Source organism: Proteus terrae subsp. cibarius, from assembly GCF_011045835.1.
In the GTDB taxonomy this organism is placed as follows: domain Bacteria; phylum Pseudomonadota; class Gammaproteobacteria; order Enterobacterales; family Enterobacteriaceae; genus Proteus; species Proteus cibarius.
In genome coordinates this window covers 3736520-3754469 of record NZ_CP047349.1, presented here as the reverse complement: position 1 = coordinate 3754469, position 17950 = coordinate 3736520, and the positions used below count along the sequence as shown (strand labels likewise).

13 protein-coding genes are annotated in these 17950 nt (G+C 40.2%); 9 read left to right on the top strand and 4 right to left on the bottom strand.

Annotated elements, in window-relative coordinates; genetic code table 11:
- Position 1: 1 nt before the first annotated feature.
- The 3 genes from GTH25_RS17200 to GTH25_RS17190 form a co-directional block, all read right to left on the bottom strand.
- Positions 2–2986 (bottom strand): virulence factor SrfB, encoded by a 2985-nt coding sequence (locus tag GTH25_RS17200; protein WP_164530767.1) that lies wholly within the window; start codon positions 2984–2986, stop codon positions 2–4.
- Positions 2987–2989: 3 nt separating this feature from the next.
- Positions 2990–4465 carry an SrfA family protein gene (locus GTH25_RS17195; protein WP_238788858.1) on the bottom strand — a complete coding sequence of 492 codons (1476 nt, stop codon included), beginning with the start codon at positions 4463–4465 and terminating at the stop codon, positions 2990–2992.
- Between the two features lie 579 nt (positions 4466–5044).
- Positions 5045–6568: a vWA domain-containing protein gene (locus GTH25_RS17190; RefSeq protein ID WP_159242134.1), complete on the bottom strand. Its 1524-nt coding sequence runs from the start codon at positions 6566–6568 to the stop codon at positions 5045–5047.
- Between the two features lie 412 nt (positions 6569–6980).
- On the opposite strand from GTH25_RS17190, the gene GTH25_RS17185 reads away from it, so the two are divergent.
- From GTH25_RS17185 to GTH25_RS17160, 6 genes are all read left to right on the top strand, one after another.
- Positions 6981–7766, top strand: a complete 786-nt coding sequence (locus tag GTH25_RS17185) for a class I SAM-dependent methyltransferase (RefSeq protein WP_075671177.1) — start codon at positions 6981–6983, stop codon at positions 7764–7766.
- Positions 7767–7777: 11 nt separating this feature from the next.
- Positions 7778–9352: a nickel ABC transporter substrate-binding protein gene (gene nikA, locus GTH25_RS17180; protein WP_075671179.1), complete on the top strand. Its 1575-nt coding sequence runs from the start codon at positions 7778–7780 to the stop codon at positions 9350–9352.
- Positions 9353–9423: 71 nt separating this feature from the next.
- Positions 9424–10350 (top strand): nickel/cobalt ABC transporter permease, encoded by a 927-nt coding sequence (gene opp1B / locus GTH25_RS17175; protein WP_164530766.1) that lies wholly within the window; start codon positions 9424–9426, stop codon positions 10348–10350.
- A gap of 2 nt (positions 10351–10352) precedes the next feature.
- Positions 10353–11222, top strand: a complete 870-nt coding sequence (opp1C, locus tag GTH25_RS17170; RefSeq protein WP_156734320.1) for a nickel/cobalt ABC transporter permease — start codon at positions 10353–10355, stop codon at positions 11220–11222.
- Positions 11200–12015, top strand: a complete 816-nt coding sequence (locus tag GTH25_RS17165; RefSeq protein ID WP_156734318.1) for an ABC transporter ATP-binding protein — start codon at positions 11200–11202, stop codon at positions 12013–12015. Before opp1C ends, GTH25_RS17165 begins: the two co-directional genes overlap by 23 nt.
- Positions 12016–12039: 24 nt before the next feature.
- The gene (locus GTH25_RS17160; RefSeq protein ID WP_164530765.1) at positions 12040–12792 is read left to right on the top strand and encodes an ABC transporter ATP-binding protein; all 753 of its coding nucleotides are present in this window, start codon (positions 12040–12042) and stop codon (positions 12790–12792) included.
- Between the two features lie 51 nt (positions 12793–12843).
- Here GTH25_RS17160 and GTH25_RS17155 read toward each other — a convergent pair whose 3' ends face one another.
- Positions 12844–13272 carry a hypothetical protein gene (locus tag GTH25_RS17155; protein WP_075671189.1) on the bottom strand — a complete coding sequence of 143 codons (429 nt, stop codon included), beginning with the start codon at positions 13270–13272 and terminating at the stop codon, positions 12844–12846.
- 440 nt (positions 13273–13712) lie between these two features.
- On the opposite strand from GTH25_RS17155, the gene GTH25_RS17150 reads away from it, so the two are divergent.
- From GTH25_RS17150 to GTH25_RS17140, 3 genes are read left to right on the top strand one after another with little or no spacing between them, the layout of a single operon-like run.
- A complete protein-coding gene (locus tag GTH25_RS17150) occupies positions 13713–15299 on the top strand; it encodes an FGGY-family carbohydrate kinase (protein ID WP_075671191.1) in 1587 nt (528 codons plus the stop codon).
- A gap of 50 nt (positions 15300–15349) precedes the next feature.
- Entirely contained in the window at positions 15350–16996 is a 1647-nt protein-coding gene (locus tag GTH25_RS17145; protein ID WP_075671193.1) for a signal transduction protein, read from the top strand.
- Between the two features lie 10 nt (positions 16997–17006).
- Positions 17007–17936, top strand: a complete 930-nt coding sequence (locus GTH25_RS17140; protein WP_099659213.1) for a dihydrodipicolinate synthase family protein — start codon at positions 17007–17009, stop codon at positions 17934–17936.
- Positions 17937–17950: the final 14 nt, after the last annotated feature.

The following is a 17950-nucleotide window of genomic DNA, read 5'->3' as shown; positions in this document are numbered from 1 at the left end:
TTCATTTACCTAATACACTCCCGCTATCCAGCCAATAGGATGTTTCACCAATTCCACTATCTGCTAACGTATTGAGTTTGAAGCTTAAACCGTTCTTATTAACGCCACCTTTGCCATTAATAAGCTCCATCTCTTCAATACGTAATTTTTCAGATTTATTGTCATCATTATGGCCAGAAGCGCCTCTTTCTTCTCCAAGCTTGATATGCAATACGCTGTCTTCTTGGCTAAGTTGCTGTGCCAATTTCGGATTTTTAATGCGCAAAGTATAAAGTGGAGAGGCAGGCCAACGGGCATTATCTAATTGACGGAAGCCTAAACGTATCCCGCCTCTGACTTCAAAATAGGTATCAGGATCAGGCTCAAATTTATCCTGAATATCACGGTAGTAAACGTCATTATCAGAAATGGTATTGTTATTATCCAACATTCCTAAATAACGTACTGTTGAGTAAGTTTTAAAGTTACCTGTCGAGAAGTAGAAGTTGAGTAAACGTGCATTTTCAGCCATTAAACACAACATTGCACCAACCGCTGCTGTTGATTTTGGATCGTCAATACGGCCTTTTTTGTTGAATGGATACCAACCACCCGTTTTGTAGCCATGTAATGGCAGAATACGAGAAGGCGGTACCGGCTGTAATACTTTTAACAGTGCTTGAATACCTGGTAAGCGAGAAGGACGGCCGGTCAGTAATAAAACATCACAGGAGTAGTAATAAAGCACTTCACACAGGGCTTTTAAACTACGGGTGATATTAATGCGTTCACCTGAAATAAATTCGGCGTGCAATTGCGCAAAGTTAATTTGTACAGGCACATTTAAAATGGAGAAACTCTCGCCACCACCAAGCTCTTTATTGGTTGCGTCATCAATATAACGACGTACATGCTCTGTCGGTAGAACGTTAAGTAATTCACCAAAAGTACTGTTAATGCCTTCATGTGAAACTAATGGATCGTAGTTTTCATATTGGCTTAAAATCTTTAACCCAATCGGATTAAAGATTTGTAGGGTAAGTTGTTGGCGCAACACTTGTTGCCCAGCATCTAAACCTTCACTACCAAAAAGAGAAGACATCAGAGCATCGGCATCAGAAATACCTGCATCCGTTAATGCGGTGCGTAATGCCGGTAAAACACAAATCTGGATGATATCTAATAAAATATCATCGCCCGCAATTTTGAATCCTTCACGGAATAATTGTGTTGGAATAATTTTGACGTTGCTACCTGTACCCGTATCCAGTTTATAACGTGTGATAACGAGATCGGTTGTTCCACCACCAATATCAATTGAGGCAATTTTTAACGTGCTATCACCCGTTAATGCGCGGTTATCTTCACGCACTTGGCTGGCAAAGAAGGCTTCAGTACGTTCACCAAATTTAATTTGTGTTTCGTTGTAGAGGTAAACTAATTGGCCACAAGTGGCTTCATCCCACTTCACATGGATGTTTGGCATTGGAATACGACATTGTTCATCTTTGCCATCAAAACGCAGTTTTTCGTCAGTTGGGTCCCAATTCATGGCTTTCCAAATGAGTCCTAATGCATTTTCCATGCACGTTTCAAAAATGGCACGCTCTGGTTTTGGCATCGCTGGTGGAATAGTCAAAATGATATTGCGCAATTGACGAGGCGCACTAGCGTGACTCATTTTAAGGCGTTGAGCGGGGCTATTCATTTGCGTTAATGCCTGCGCTAACACTTCGGTTAACATCATGGTCATTAATGAACTACGGGTATAGTTTGGCGTAAATACCGGCATGCGAAAGTCAGGCTCTAAACGGAATAACGGCTCACCGTGATCGTTTAGAAGGTATGTCATCGGAACTGCGGTTGCCAGTGGCTCTCTGTCTGTCTGACCAAAAGAGCGACTAAAGCGCCAACCCGGAGAATACGGGGAATCATCCCATAAGTAGCGTTTAGGGCTTGAAATACCCGTTGAGCCTTCAGTACCTAAGCGTTGCGCAGCCATGCGGTTGGCTTCAGGGCCAACACGACCAATTGTTGGCCACATAAAGGCATTATTGCGACCGCTATTTACTGAGAAATCTTGTTTACCAAATTCAGCTTGCGCAAATTCAACACGGCTTTCAAAGGGTTCATTATAAATTTGATAAGGGTGGCTTAAATCACGCAGCGTCATTTCATAGAGTTGCGTTAGCCCTTTATTATCATTGATATGATCTTCAATTAAGATCCCACAGGTGCGTGAGTTACCCACATCAAGAATAAGATCAACTTCAATCGCGGGTTCTTGTGGTTTAGTTTCGTTAATTTTGATTTCAGGTAAGCGTAGCTTCTCACCTAAAATATTGAGTAAATTGAGATAATGTGCCTGATGTTGAAACTCTTTAAGCGCATCTTCAAGTTCATCATGGTACATTTTGGTCACAGCTAGTGCTCTTTCGCTAAAGACTTCCTTTAACCAACCATCAATCCACGGTGTTTCAAGGAAGTTCTCAACTTCATAGCCCAAATAAGCTAACGCAAAAGCGACACCCGAACGAACATCTTCTTCGTTTGGCGCCAGATAAGCTGTATTGGCGCGATTGGGTTCAATTCGAGTATCAAATGCCACAACAACGCGGTGTGTATGTCCATCTTCATCTGGCTCAGACAGTTGATGGAACATCATTCTTACCCAGTTATCAGGGCCTTGAGAGAATGCGCGTGGTGGATTAAAACGGAAGAATGGCACCGGTAGCCATGTGTCATTTAATAGGGTTAATGACTCTTCAAGGGAAAAGCTAAATTCAGCCTCTCTCGGTGTTTGAGGCTGGTTTTTAGGTGCTGGGTAAAGATAGTTATCATCTCGTTCATTATAGATGAGTCGCATTAACGGGCCGTTTTCGCCTTTTTTAACAAACTCACCGTACTCTTTGCGCTGTGGTAGCGTAAAACCGAAATCCAGAAACTGAATATTGCTGTCACGGATAAGGGTAATTTTATCTTTATAATCGGTCAGTGGCGCTAACATGAATTAATTATTCTCCCGCTTCATTGATAATGGGAATGGCTGATTGTTTTCATATTTCCCTTGGCAATCAGCAATATTTTGGCTTCCTGGTTGGCAAATAATATTTGGCATCAAATAGTTTGAACCATCACTACACAGAGCCTGACCTTGGTTATTAATATTTAATCCGCCTTGATTGACGGCTGCACTGACAGGCGCTTTACAGGTCACGCCATCACTGCGTGTCATGACGACTTGCCCTTTGCCATTATCTAATTGATAGTTCAGGCTCAGTGGTTTACCTGTTTTTTGATCTTGAATTCCCGCACCTGCTTTCCATTGGCCATTAAGGAATTGGGTTGAGCCATTCGCTAACGCATTTGCGGGAATAGTCAGTGGTGTTGTGTTATCAGCTGTGGCTGGTGGTGTGACATCTGGTGGTGCATTGGGATCAACAGGAGGGTTAGCCGTATTGTTCTCATTCCCTGTATTTTGATTGTTATCTGTTTTCGGTTGCTCATTTTGTGTGGCTGGATCAACCGGGGGTACGTTAGGCTGTTGCGCATCGTCGGGCGTTGCTCCTTCAGGTAAAGCACCTTGGTTATTATCTATTTGAGGATCAACTACAGGTAAACCAGTAGTAGGATCAACCACGGCGCCGTTATCACCCGTGCCATTAATCACATTCCCATTGGCATCAACGGTGCCTAATGTTCCTGTGTGAACTGTATTTGTTGGTACACCAACGGTGTGGCCGTTAGTGACCACTGTGGGAATTTTCGGTTTTTCAAGCGTAGGGTCGGGCAATTTAGGCGCTTCAATATTTGGCGTTTTAATATCAACCGTAGGCAGTGCTGGCGTTGAAAAACAGCCTCTTAAGAAGAAAATTGCGAGTAGAAGTAATAATAAAGGTAACAGCCACCATAAGAAGCGCCACCAAGGGCGCTTAGTTTCAGTAATAATGACTTTTTCTTGCACTGGTGGAGCCACGGTTGATGTGGGTGTGATTGGCGCTACAGCCGGTTTTAAGCAAGCAACAGGATCAACTCTAAGTTGTTGATTAGCACTGACAAAACCCCAGAAGGTAATAATAGGTTGGCCATCAACAATAAAAATATGGTTTTCGTCAGGAAATTGGATAGTTTTGCTGAGCAGGGCACCAAAAAGCTGACTTTCTTTATTTCCAGCTCTTTGCTGTTCTTGTTCACTAAAGGCGATTAAATCATCTTGATTCTTTTTCAGTTGCGCATAAGCGGCGGTGCGTTCTTCTTCTGAAGCAGCAGACCAAGGAATAACAGAGCCATCAATCGGTGAATACCAGTCAATGCGCTCGCCAGTTTCATTTGGCTGAGGAATAGCAAGACATTGAGAAATATGTGCCTTTCCTCTTAAACGCAGGGTTTCACGTAGCTGCAGTGCAGAGATATAAACAGCCTGTCCATTTTCTCCCATAGGGAGGTAACTTTCTAATTTACCACTTCGTAAGAATGCTTTATTCACGACGATCATTCCGCTAGGCAAGATTATCTATGGGTAAGTTGGCTTATCCGTAAATAGGCTTTAAGGCTAAAAATAAAGATATAAAATTTATATTCATTTTATATTATCAGAAATTGGGTGTCTATCTAGCGGATTATTTAGGGTTAGTTAACTGATTATTATTAAAGGATTTTTTATTTTTCTTGAGTGAAAGAGGGAATATTAAGGTGACGATGATGATAATGAAATAATGATATTACAGGTTGCGCTATATTTTCTTAAATATATGGATTAAATCACCGATATATTAGCTTTTACATTAAAAAATAATGAGATAGAAGAAAAAAAAGACAAAATATAAAGGGATAAACTATTAATGAGTATCTCGTCATTGTGATGGTAATCACAAAATAGGTTTATTCTGAATAATGAGAGAATAAGAAAAGAAAAAAACAGACAATTAAGGAATGGTCTTAAATAGATAAGATATAGAGCTCGTCAGTGCCAATATAATAATAAAATACACGTAATACGTGAAAAACTCACCCTCAATGTGAAACCAAAGAGGGTGAATTAAATATTAGAAACCGTAATCAATCATTATTTACAGTTCTTTGGAATATAATCTTCAATTGCTTTTCGAGTCATTAAAGTAACTTCATTAGCATTACGCGCTGTGAAGACTTTACCTCCAGTGGCGCTCGCCACACAGTTACCCGCACCTGTACCTAAAATATCAACCACATTAATGACCGCGCGAGGGTGAGCGCGTTTTAATGTACGCGCTGCTGCGCATGGATCTTGATCGCAAGACTCTAAACCGTCAGATAACAAGACAATAATCGTGTCACGATTATTCCCTTTGATAAGAGAGCCTGCTCGTTGAATAGATTCGGCTAACGGTGTACCACTATCAGGTTCAATTCGTTTAATGTAACTAAGCAATTTTGAGCGTTCATTACCACCATATGCAGGGCTTGATTTCACTACACCGCAGTCTGATGCTACAACAGTAGTAATTTTCATATCGGAAGGAATACTATTTATAATCTTAGTCGCTGCATTTCTTGCTACTGTGATACGACGAGGTTCGGCATCATAGCCCGCGAAGAGTTTTCCTGTGCTTGAAATAAAGTCTAAGTCGTCTTCCGTTAAACTCATACTCAATGCCATTGAGCCTGAAGCGTCAAAAATAATGATCACTTGAGGTGCTAACTCTGCTGGACGTTCAGCTGGGCACATTTGTTTTATTTTACTGGCTAAGCGATTTTCACAGGTTGCATTTGCTGTTTTCTCTGTCACTCCCGATTTTTTCAGTTCATCTTGCACACAAGCTTCTAGTGGCGTGAGTTTTTTCACTGGCACAGGTTTAGGTGCAGGTACAGGTACTGGAGCCGGTTCTGGTACAGGTTCAGGGATAGGCTCCGGCTCTGGTACAGGCTCTGGAACGGGTTCAGGAATAGGCTCTGGCTCAGGTGCGGGCTCTGGTTTTGGTAGTATGACAACGGCAGGTTTCTCTTCAACCACAGGAGGAACCACTTTCGGATCAAAACAGCCTTTTAGCCAAGATGCCAGTAAGAGTAAAAATAGTAAGAATAATAGTAGTAATAACCAACGTAGCCAGCGATTACGTGTTTTGGCGGGCACATCGGCCAGTGCGGCACCCGCAGCAGCGGCACTTGCCCCCGCGGTAACTTGTGCAATAGGGGGTGGCAATGGTGTGGTGCGTGGCCACCATGTAATAACGGGTTGCCCATTAATAATATAGACACTTTCGCTATCAGGTAGCGTTGATGCCGTATCTAAAAGATGGCGCTCTTCATCCGTGATCCTGTTTTGTGATGCTAATAGTGCCGTTTGCGTTTTAATATCGTTAAGGCGTTCATCTAAAATACGTCTTATTTCTTGTTGTTCTTGTCCTTGTAACGAAGTTAAAGCGACAGGATTACCAGAAACCGGAGAATACCACTCAACCACATCATCCGATTTTTTCTCTGGCGTCGCAAATAGAGAGCGGTACTTAGTCGGAAAGTGTTGAGTCAGCAATTGAAGTAATTGCTGTTGATGCGTTAAGGCAAAATCGGCGCGGGTAATATCAGCCGTTAATCGTGAGATTCGATTCATATTTTAGAGAGCCTTATGTGACGGCCATATTCATTTAAAGAAAGAAATTTAAGATAGCAATATTATTGACTATAACGGCTTTATAAAAAAGGTGAAATTAAAGCGTTCACTTTTTTAATATAAGACAAAATTAATTTTTATTTCTAAATTCGCTCAATTTATTTCTCTATTTTAACAGGGAAAATAATCCATTTGCTTATTTATCTTCACACCCATTAGGATGGCGTATTTATGTTAAAGAGGGAGATCGCAAATTGGCAGATCTTCCTTATTGAGTACTGGTGAATATTGATATAGCACATAGAGCATCTTGGGGTTACAGGGTATGTTACCCACACTAAAAAATAGCCAAATCATTCGCTTTTAGGGGAATTTATTCCTCTCTTTACGTTGATATAACAGCAGGTTTCTGATGACAAATAAAATAAATAATAACCAATTACTTAATGATGTAACTCGCTACTGGAATATCCGAGCTGAAAGTTATAGTGCGTCGAATCAACAGGAATTGCTGAGCGAAAAACAACAGAAATGGCGTCATCTATTATTGGGGCATACCAAAGTAGGTGAAACCTTAAAAGTGCTTGATATTGGAACAGGGCCTGGTTTTTTTGCCATTTTATTAGCGTTATCAGGTCATGAGGTTACGGCAATTGATGCAACGGAAGGCATGTTGCTGGAAGCTAAACAAAATGCGCAAACACACAAGGCAAATATTCAATTTGTTCGCGGTGATGTACATCAACTGCCTTTTGCCAGTGAACAATTCGATTTAGTAGTCAGTCGTAACGTGACATGGAATTTAAAAGCACCTCAAAAAGCGTATTCGGAGTGGTTTCGAGTATTAAAACCGGGTGGTAGTTTAATTAATTTCGATGCTAACTGGTATTTACATCTCTTTGATGAAAGCTACTGGCAAGGTTTTGTGGCGGATAGAGAGCGTTCAATTGAAAAGCAAGTTGAAGATCACTACGTCAATACAGATACCAAAGAGATGGAACGAATTGCTCGCCAATTACCATTAAGTCAAATTAAACGTCCGCAATGGGATATAAACACCCTGTTAGAAGTCGGTTTTAGTCGATATATGATAGATACTCGTATTGGTGATTTCGTGTGGAACGAAGAAGAAAAAATCAATTATGGTTCAACACCGATGTTTATGATCCACGCACAAAAACAAAGAATAGATAATTAAAGGAGAATAACGTGAAGCCCTTACTTTCAGTGTTCCCAACGCTATTATTAACACTGGCATGTGCTTTTCCTGCATTAGCAGACAAAAGTAATAATATGTTGGATTATGCTAGCACAAAAGATATTCGTGATATCAACCCGCATCTCTACTCTGGTGAGATGGCAGCTCAAAATATGGTATTTGAATCCCTTGTATTAAATACCGAAAAAGGTGTTGCACCTTATTTAGCGGAGCGTTGGGATATTTCTCCTGATGGTAAGAGCTACACTTTCTTTTTACGCCATGATGTGACATTTAGTGATGGTGAGCCTTTTAATGCTAAAGCAGTAAAATTAAATATTGAAGCGGTACTAGACAACTATGAACGTCATGCGTGGTTAGAGTTAGTTCGTCAGATTGATAGCGTTGAAATTGTTGATGAGTTCACTGTTAAATTAAATCTAAAAAACCCTTATTACCCAACATTAACGGAATTAGGTTTGACTCGCCCATTCCGCTTTATTTCGCCGAATTCTTTTATTAATGGCAAAACCAAAACAGGTGTTGCGAACTATGTGGGTACAGGGCCTTGGGTATTAACTGAGCATAAAAAAGACCAATATGCTGAGTTTAAAGTTAACCCCAATTATTGGGGAGAGAAGCCGGTATTAAATGGTGTGATATGGAGAGTGATCCCCGATAGACAAACCATGTTACTTTCTCTGCAAAAAGGGGATATTCAGCTTATTTTTGGTGCAGATGGCGATATGTTAGATATGGATTCATTTGAAGCTCTTATGGCATCAGATAAATTCAAAACGGAAATGAGTGCACCGATCGCGTCTCGTGCCATTGTGCTCAATAGTAGCCGAGCAATGACATCTAGCCAAAAAGTACGCCAAGCATTGCAATATGCGGTTGATAAAGAAGGGATTGCCCAAGGTATTTTAGCGGGTAGCGAAAAAGTCGCTGATACTTTAATGGCGCGTAGTGTGCCTTACTGTGATTTTTCTTCCCCAACCTATATTTATCGTCCAACAAAAGCGATTGATCTATTAGAGTCTGAAGGCTGGGTATTACCAAAAGGTAAGACTATCCGTGAGAAGCAAGGCGAAAAATTACAGTTATTGCTCTCTTATAATGTGAATAATGCTGTTGAGAAAGAGATAGCTGAACTTATTCAAGATGACTTTAAAAAGATTGGTGTTGGTCTGACGATTTTAGGTGAAGAAAAACAAGCCTATTTAGATAGACAAAAAAATGGTGATTTCGATTTGCAATATTCGCTCTCATGGGGAACACCTTACGATCCGGCTTCTTTCGTTTCATCATTTAGAATACCTGCTCACGCGGATTATCAAGGGCAAAAAGGATTGGCAAATAAAGCTCAATTAGATGCCATGATTGGTGAGTTGTTAATTACACCTAATGAAGCGCGTCGTCAGGAATTATATAAAACCTTGTTTACCTCATTAGCAGAGCAAGCCGTTTATATTCCATTAACTTATTCACGTACTAAGGCTATCCATCGTAGTGAATTAGAAAATGTGGGCTTTAATCCATCTCAATATGAAATACCGTTTGAAAAGATGCGCTTTAAGCCTTAATTAATGCATTAATGAGGTCAACTAATATAAGTGTGGCTCGTAATATCAACGTGCCACACTGATCAAACCTTATGCTACGTTATATATTCTGGAGAGTGCTGGCTATCTTCCCACTGGCACTGATGATTTCATTTATTGCCTTTATTCTGTTGGAGTTAGCCCCATCTGATCCCGCGGAAGTCGCGTTACGCGTCAATGAAATAGTACCAACACCTGAAGCCATTGAAGGTATGCGCCATGAGTTAGGGTTAGATAAACCTTTTTTTACGCGTTACTTTTTATGGTTAATGGCTGGTTTACAACTCGATTTTGGTACTTCTTTTCTTACAAGAACTCCTGTTATTCAAGAGATGCTAAGGGCGTTGCCTCCAACACTTTGGTTAGCCTCAACAGCGCTATTCTTTACGATTATTCTGGCATTACCTTTAGCATTATGGTGTGTGGCTAAACCTCAAAGTTTTACGGATAAATGCATTCGTTTCATTGTATTTGTTTTAACAGCAATTCCTAATTACTGGTTAGGGTTGCTTTTAATTTGGGGGGTCGCAGTTTATTTAGATTGGTTGCCTGTCAGCGGGATGTTATCGCCACAGTCTGTTATTTTGCCTGCACTGGCACTCTCTTTAGGGTATATCGGCACTTATTTACGGTTATTACGGGGTGCGATGTTAAATCAATGGCATCAGCCTTATGTCTTTTATGCCAAAGCGCGAGGATTATCCGATAACCTTATTTTACGTCGTCATATTTTACGCAATTCGCTGTATTCCAGTTTAACAGCATTGGGAATGAGCATTCCGAAGCTTATTGCTGGTACGGTGGTGATAGAAAATATTTTTGCTTGGCCGGGGATCGGACGACTATGTATCAGTGCTATATTTGGTCGTGATTATCCGATGATACAAGCTTATATTTTATTGATGTCACTGCTATTTCTCTTTTTTAATTTTCTGATGGATGTCATTCAAATGATGACTGACCCACGGTTAAGGAGATAGTGATGTGGCAACTGTTTTGGCAACGACTTGCAAAAGATAAAAGCGCACAGCTGTGCTTATCGGTGATTATGATTGTGATTATTGCAGGAATATTTGCCCCTTGGTTGGCACCACATGATCCCACATTAACCTCGATACGTTTGAAATTTAAGCCTATGAGTTTTGATTATCCGTTAGGTACGGATAATTTAGGGCGCTGTATCTTTTCAAGATTATTGTTTGGTGTAAGAACCACGGTATTTTATGCCTTATTAGCCATGAGTGTGACATTAATAATTGGTTGGTTAATGGGCATGTTAGCCGGATTTTTTCATGGCAAGACAGATACATTAATTATGCGGTTATGTGATGTAGTTTTGTCATTTCCAGCAGAAATTATGATCTTAGCGTTAGTGGGAATAATGGGGCCGGGTATTGGTAATATCTTAATTGCCGTTATTTTAGTGAAATGGGCATGGTATGCCAGAATGATCAGAGGGGTTGTTCGCCAATATTCTCATCGTAATTACATTGCATATGCACAGGTCATTGGCGCGCCGTCCAGTCATATTTTACGGCGACATCTATTACCTGTTACCTTTGCTGAAACTATTGTCTTAGCATCAACGGATATTGGCAGTGTTATTTTAATGATCTCTGCGCTCTCTTTTTTAGGGTTAGGCGTACAACCACCCACGCCAGAATGGGGAAATATGCTCAGTGAAGCAAAAAATGTCATGGTATTACATCCAGAACAAATGTTGCCAGCGGGGATTGCTATCACTCTTGTCGTTACCGCATTTAATTTTTGGGGTGATTTTTTACGTGATGTGTTTGATCCCGATAATCGCCAGTCAGTAGGAGAAAAGCATGAACAACTTACTGACGCTTGAGCATGTTTCTATTTTTCATCAAGAAAGTGGAAAAAAACTGATTGATGACATCTCTTTCTCGATAAAACAAGGACGTACATTAGCGATTGTCGGAGAAAGCGGTAGTGGTAAAAGTTTGATGAGTAAAGCCATTATGGGGTTGTTACCTGAACAATTAGCAATGTCAGGAGAGATTTTCTTTGAAGGAAAGAAAATCAGTCATGAAACACTTTCTCAACGTCGAGCTTTATTAGGAACATCTTTAGGTGTGATTGTGCAAAATGGTATGAGTGCCTTCGATCCCTTGATGAGAATAGGAAAGCAATTTTGCCAAACTTTAACCTACCATTTTTCCTATTCTAAAAAGCAAGCCATAGAAGAAACACAGTTGGCATTATCTCATGTTTTTCCTCATCAATTTCAATCTATTATGCAGGCGTTTCCTCATCAATTAAGTGGCGGACAACTACAACGTGTGATGATTGCGATTGCGCTCGCTTTATCACCGAAATTATTAATTGCGGATGAACCGACAACGGCGCTTGATGCACCACTTCGCCAAGATATTTTAAAATTGCTTCATCATGTCGTCACAACTCATCATTCAACACTGATTTTTATTTCTCATGACTTAGGGCTAGTTAATGAAATTGCCGACGATATAGTCGTCATGCAAAGAGGGAAAATGGTTGAATGTGGCGATAAAACAACCGTTTTATCACATCCAACACAAGAATATACGCGTTATTTAATTAATGCACGCCGGCAGCTTTCATTACGCTTCGAGCAATTGATTAATAAAAAAATAGATTAATGCCATCATAATAAAAGAGGGTTTATGTTATTAAGTGTTGAGAATATTAGTAAGTTTTATACTCAAAAAAATAACACACTATTTGGTGAAAAAGTGAAGGTTATCGATTCACTCTCTTTTAGTATTAATTCAAGTGAAGCCTTTGGTTTAGTGGGTGAAAGTGGCTGTGGGAAAAGCACGTTAGCGCGTTTAATTTGTGGATTAGAATTACCTGATAGTGGTGCTATTTCTTTAAATAATAAACCCGTTACAAAACGACTTCATCGCCAAGGTATAATTAGTATCGTTTTTCAAGATTATATGACTTCTGTTAATCCGACATTAACGGTAGGCGAAATTATTGCTGAGCCGATTAAAATCATTAATCCAAGTATTAGCTATCAAGCATTGAAAACACTTATTTTTGCTTTTTTAGATAAAGTAGAATTACCTAAAAGTTGCTATACACGTTATATATTTGAACTGTCTGGTGGGCAGGCTCAACGAGTCTGTTTATGTCGTGCATTAGCGTCTTATCCAAAACTTATTGTATTAGATGAAGCACTTAGTTCTTTAGATATTCCCACTCAAGTTCAAATATTAGATTTATTAAAACAGTTGAAAGAAGAGTTTACACTCTCTTATCTTTTTATTAGTCATGATATTCAAACGGTGGCTTATTTCTGCGATAAAGTGATGTTTTTTTTACAAGGAAGGAATATTGAACTGTGTGAGATAAATAATTTAGGCAATGTTTCTCATGATTATTCTAAAAAGCTTATTCAAGCTGTTATTTAATCAATAAACAGCAATGCCTTTTAGCATTACTGCTTGTTGAATTTAATGTATTTAGAGATTATTCATTAAGTGTTCTTGAACCGCTTTTGCATCATTTGCAGCATTGAAATCAATACCAAAATTCAGCGTGCCTTCTTTAAGTTCAATACTACGAGGTGTTGCTTTAGAACAGGTAATATTCTGTATTTTTTCTTTTACTGTTTCTTGTGCTATTTTCGAGCTCTCACAAGTATTAATTACGCCTTTTAATCCTTCGCTACAATAACTATCAACACCTATTGTTTTTAAATCATCAGCAGTAAATGCAGGCCAATCAAAAGTAACTTTTATATTGGCATCACAGCTTTTATTTAAATCAACAACACGGGACTGAATATTTTCTTCGAATTTTTGGTGTAATTCTTTTTCTGCTAATGTCGCTGAAAAAGCAGAAGAGGAAATAAACAGCAGAGAAAGACTGATAGCAATATTTTTCAACATAATTAAATGCTCCAAAAAAGAATATATAAATTTAAGTTAACTTATTAAAAATAAAGTAATAGCGCGTTATAGCAATAGGAATATTATTGTTTTTCCTTTTTTCATTATTTTTTGAATAATATCTCTCATTATTAGTGAGATATCTTTTTATAAAAGGATATTTATTGTTGAGATATTGATATTTTTATAAGTGATTTTACTTATCTAATTAATTAAATGTTCGTTAGTTTCATAACGAACATAATCGATTCAGTACATCACTTAAATAACCCACAAAGCCAAATAAATAAATTTCCATTAAAAACATATAATTACGTTATCTATGTAGATCTGCATCACAAACTAATCTTATTGTGATTGTTTTTTCGTCATGCTCGAATTAACTTGCTAACTCGAAGTAGCAAAAATTAGCATAGCGTTAGCAAATGATGAGGGTTCGCATGGAACAACAATATTTTATTGGCGTTGATGTTGGCTCAGCCAGTGTCCGTGCAGCGGTATTTGATAGCAATGGAAAGCGTTTGGGCTTTTCTGTCCGCCCTATTGCTCAATTCCGCCCAAAAACGGATTTCGTTGAGCAATCGTCTACCGATATTTGGCAACAGGTTTGCACTACCGTAAAAGAGTCGGTGGCGTTATCTGCGATTGATCCTATCCATGTGAAATCTATTGGTTTTGATGCCACTTGTTCTTTGGTTGCGGTGGGTAAAGACGGTAAAGGGCTTTCTGTTTCACCAAGCGGTAAAGCTGAACAAGATATCATCATGTGGATGGATCACCGTGCTGTACAAGAAACAGTCACTATCAATCTCACCAATGATCCTTCACTGCGATATGTCGGTGGTGAAGTCAGTATTGAAATGGAATTGCCAAAAATTCTGTGGTTAAAAAATCATTATCCAGAGCGTTATGAGAATGTATGGCGATTCTTTGATTTAGCTGACTTTTTAGTTTGGAAAGCAACATCAGGGGATGTAGCAAGTACTTGTACATTAACCTGTAAATGGAACTATTTAGCACATCAGGGGCAATTTAGTGAGAGCTTGTTAGCCGATGTCGGTTTGGATGAATTATTAGAAAAAGTACCACAAACCATTCTTGCGTTAGGTGAACAAGCAGGTTGTTTAGACGAGTCGGTTGCCAATGCGTTTGGCTTGCACACGGGTGTCATTGTGGCTTCAGGCATTATTGACGCACATGCGGGTGGTTTGGCATTAACGGCATCACAACCTGAAGGGAGCTTGGCAATTATCAGTGGTACGTCTAACTGCCATATGATTGTGAGCCAATATCCAATTATGGTACCCGGTGTTTGGGGGCCTTATTTTGGCGCGATGTTACCCGAATTATGGCTAAACGAAGGTGGTCAAAGTGCTGCTGGTGCGTTAGTTGAATGGTCTATCCGCCGTCATGAATCATGGGCTGAATTAGAGCAAGAGGCGAATGAAAAAGGCGTTAACTACTATGCCTTATTAAACGAAGCTGTCGCTGAATTGGAAGAGAATGAACAATATCCAACAGCACAGTTTCATGTTTTAGCTGACCATCATGGCAATCGTTCTCCGCGTGCAAATCCTGCAGCCAAAGGCATGGTAAGCGGATTAACGCTGGAAAGTGGTCGAGTTGCGTTAGCTCGTTATTATCTCGCGACACTGCAATCTATTGCTTATGGTACACGCCATATTATCGACACGCTTGAAGATGCTGGACATCAAATCAATCGCATCGTGATGTGTGGTGGTGCAACGAAAAATCCATTGTGGCTACGCGAATATGCCAATGCAACAGGTCGTGAAATTCATTTAGCACAAGAAGAAGATGCAGTGAATTTAGGGGCTGCATTATTAGGTGCGGTGGCATGTAAAGCCTTTGATGATTTCTCTAAAGCTGCCAGTGCAATGGTGCGAGAAGGTGGCATTATCACACCAGATAGCGACACGTTTGCCTTCCATCAGGCCAAATACCAAGTTTATTTGCAGATGTATCAAGATCAGCAGCGTTATAACGAAATGATGTCAGATTGTTGACCACTAATTTTTCCGATTATGAACCGAGTTTACCTTACCAGGGATATCTTATGTTGAACTTAAATCTACCAAAATTACCGACAACCATCACAGCAGGTCAGAAAGAGATCCTGATGGTCACCAACGCAGACTTACGCGAGCCTGCAAACGTAACGTGCTGGCCTGTACAGAAAAAATTTGAAGATAAACTGGCTGCAGCATTAGAAGCTCAAGGTTACAAAATGAAGCGTGCTCATGAAATTAATGAAGCTCGCGGTCATGGTTTTATCAGTAGTCAGCGTGAAGGTTGCGATATGTTTGCTGCAATCGATCCTGATGCACCGGTTATTGTGTTATTAACCGCTTGGCAATATTCACACCATATTGCCTCTTCATTAGCACACCATCGTGGCCCTATTTTACTGCTGGCTAACTTTGATGGTACATGGCCGGGTCTTGTGGGCATGTTGTGTTTAGCGGGTACGATGACTAGTTTAGGTAAAAATTATTCACGTTTATGGTCAGAAGAGTTTGATGATGAATTCTTTGTAGATGGTTTAGCAACTTGGTTAAAATATGGTTATGTAAATCATAAGCTTAGCTATCTTACAGATATTGCGCCAACACACAGGGTAATGGCGACAGAAGCCGGCGAAGTGGGTCGTAAAGTCGGCGAATATATAATTAAAAATAAAGAAATAATAGGTTTGTTCGATACATTCTGTATGGGAATGATTAACGGGGTCTTCCCACAACAGGCAATGATCAATATTGGTATGCCAATTGAATCCCTTTCTCAATCTGCGTTACTGGTCGAAATGGCGAAAGTACCGACAGAGTTAAGAGAAGCATGTTTGCAGTGGTACGAAGATAACGGGATGACGTTTATGTTCGGTCAAGATGACAAAACTGAACTCACTCGTGAACAAGTGATGGAGCAGTGCGCCATGATGATTGCAATGGCGCGTTTCGTAAAACGTTTTGGTCTAACAGCGGTAGGTGTGCAATATCAGCAGGGCTTAAAAGATTGTTGCCCTGCGTCTGACTTTGCTGAAGGTGCGATTGGTTCAACCGCGCGTTTCCCACTGCCAGATGAAAACGGCGAGATTATTTGCCCTAACACACCAATTCCTTGTATCAACGAAGTGGATATGGGTACGGCTATTCCTCAAACGATGTTATGGCGTTTATTAACATCATTAGGATTACCTGCTGAAACCACGCTACATGATATTCGTTGGGGTAGTGAGTATGAAGGAACATTCTACTGGGATATGGAAATTTCAGGCTCTGTTCCTTTTGAACACCTCAAAGGTGGCCTAAAAGGTGCAACAGGTTATCGCCAACCTCCGATGTTCTTCCCTAAAGGGGGTTCAACTATCGCAGGTCAAGGTAAAGCAGGGCGCTTATTATGGGGCCGTGCACACTATGAAGGTACTGATGTGATTATGCATATTGGTACAGGTGTGGCTGTGGAGTTACCTGAAGCAGAATTTGAACGTCGCCGTAAAGCAACTAACTACGAATGGCCATTATTGAACTGTACGTTAGATGGCGTAACTCGTGATGACCTTATGGCGGGACATCAAAGTAACCACATTACTGTGGCTTATGTTGATGAAGATAAATTGGCGTTTGTGCTAAAAGCATTTGTTGCTCAAGCACTGACTCAAGGTATCCAAGTGAAAGTGGCAGGCGATGCCATTAACTTACTGTAAGGAATTGATGATGAGTCAGCAAAAATACGTCGGTATTTGGCCTGTTATGCTAACCCCTTTTGATGCCAAAGGGGAGATTGATTGGGCGTCATTAGAGCGCCTTGTAGACTGGTATATCGATTCTGGTGTACATGGACTCTTTGCCGCCTGCCAATCAAGCGAAATGTTTTATTTAAGTGATGAGGAAACTCTAGCACTCACCCGTTTTATCGTTGAAAAAGCAGATGGAAGAGTACCTGTAGTTGCTTCTGGTCATACTGCAACAGCATTAAGTCAGCAAAAAGAACAATTGCAGGCAATGGCTGGCACAGGCGTCGATGGCGTCATTATGATCAGTAATCGCTTGGCTCTAGTCGGGGAGTCGGATGATAAAGCGCTGGAAACACTGCAAGTCTTAACCAATGTGGTACCAAAAGAGATTGATTTGGGTATCTATGAATGCCCTTATCCTTACAAACGTTTGTTATCTGAAGAAATTGTAGAGTGGTGTGCTCAAAGTAATCGCTTTACCTTTATCAAAGATACGTGCTGTTCTCTTCCGATGATAGAACGTCGTTTGGCATTATCAAAAGGGACCCGCTTGCATCTTGCAAACGCCAACAGTCAAACGCTATTAGCTTCATTCCAAGCTGGATGTCAGGCATATAGCGGTGTAATGGCAAACTTCCATCCAGAGCTTTATGTTTGGCTTTATGAGAATTGGAAGGATAAACCAGAGCAGGCTGCGGTATTAGCAGATTATTTATCAACAGCAGCGATGACCGAAACACTGGATTATCCAGCATGCGCGAAATATCATCAGCGCCTGATTGGTAACTTCAGTACGCTGGTCTGCCGTTCCCGTAACAGCAGTCAGTTTGAAAACTCATTTTTCCCTTCTGCCGTCAATAGCATGACTGCATTGGGTGAGAATATGAAGAAGTGGCTTTCGTTAGATTAATTTAGGACACAGGA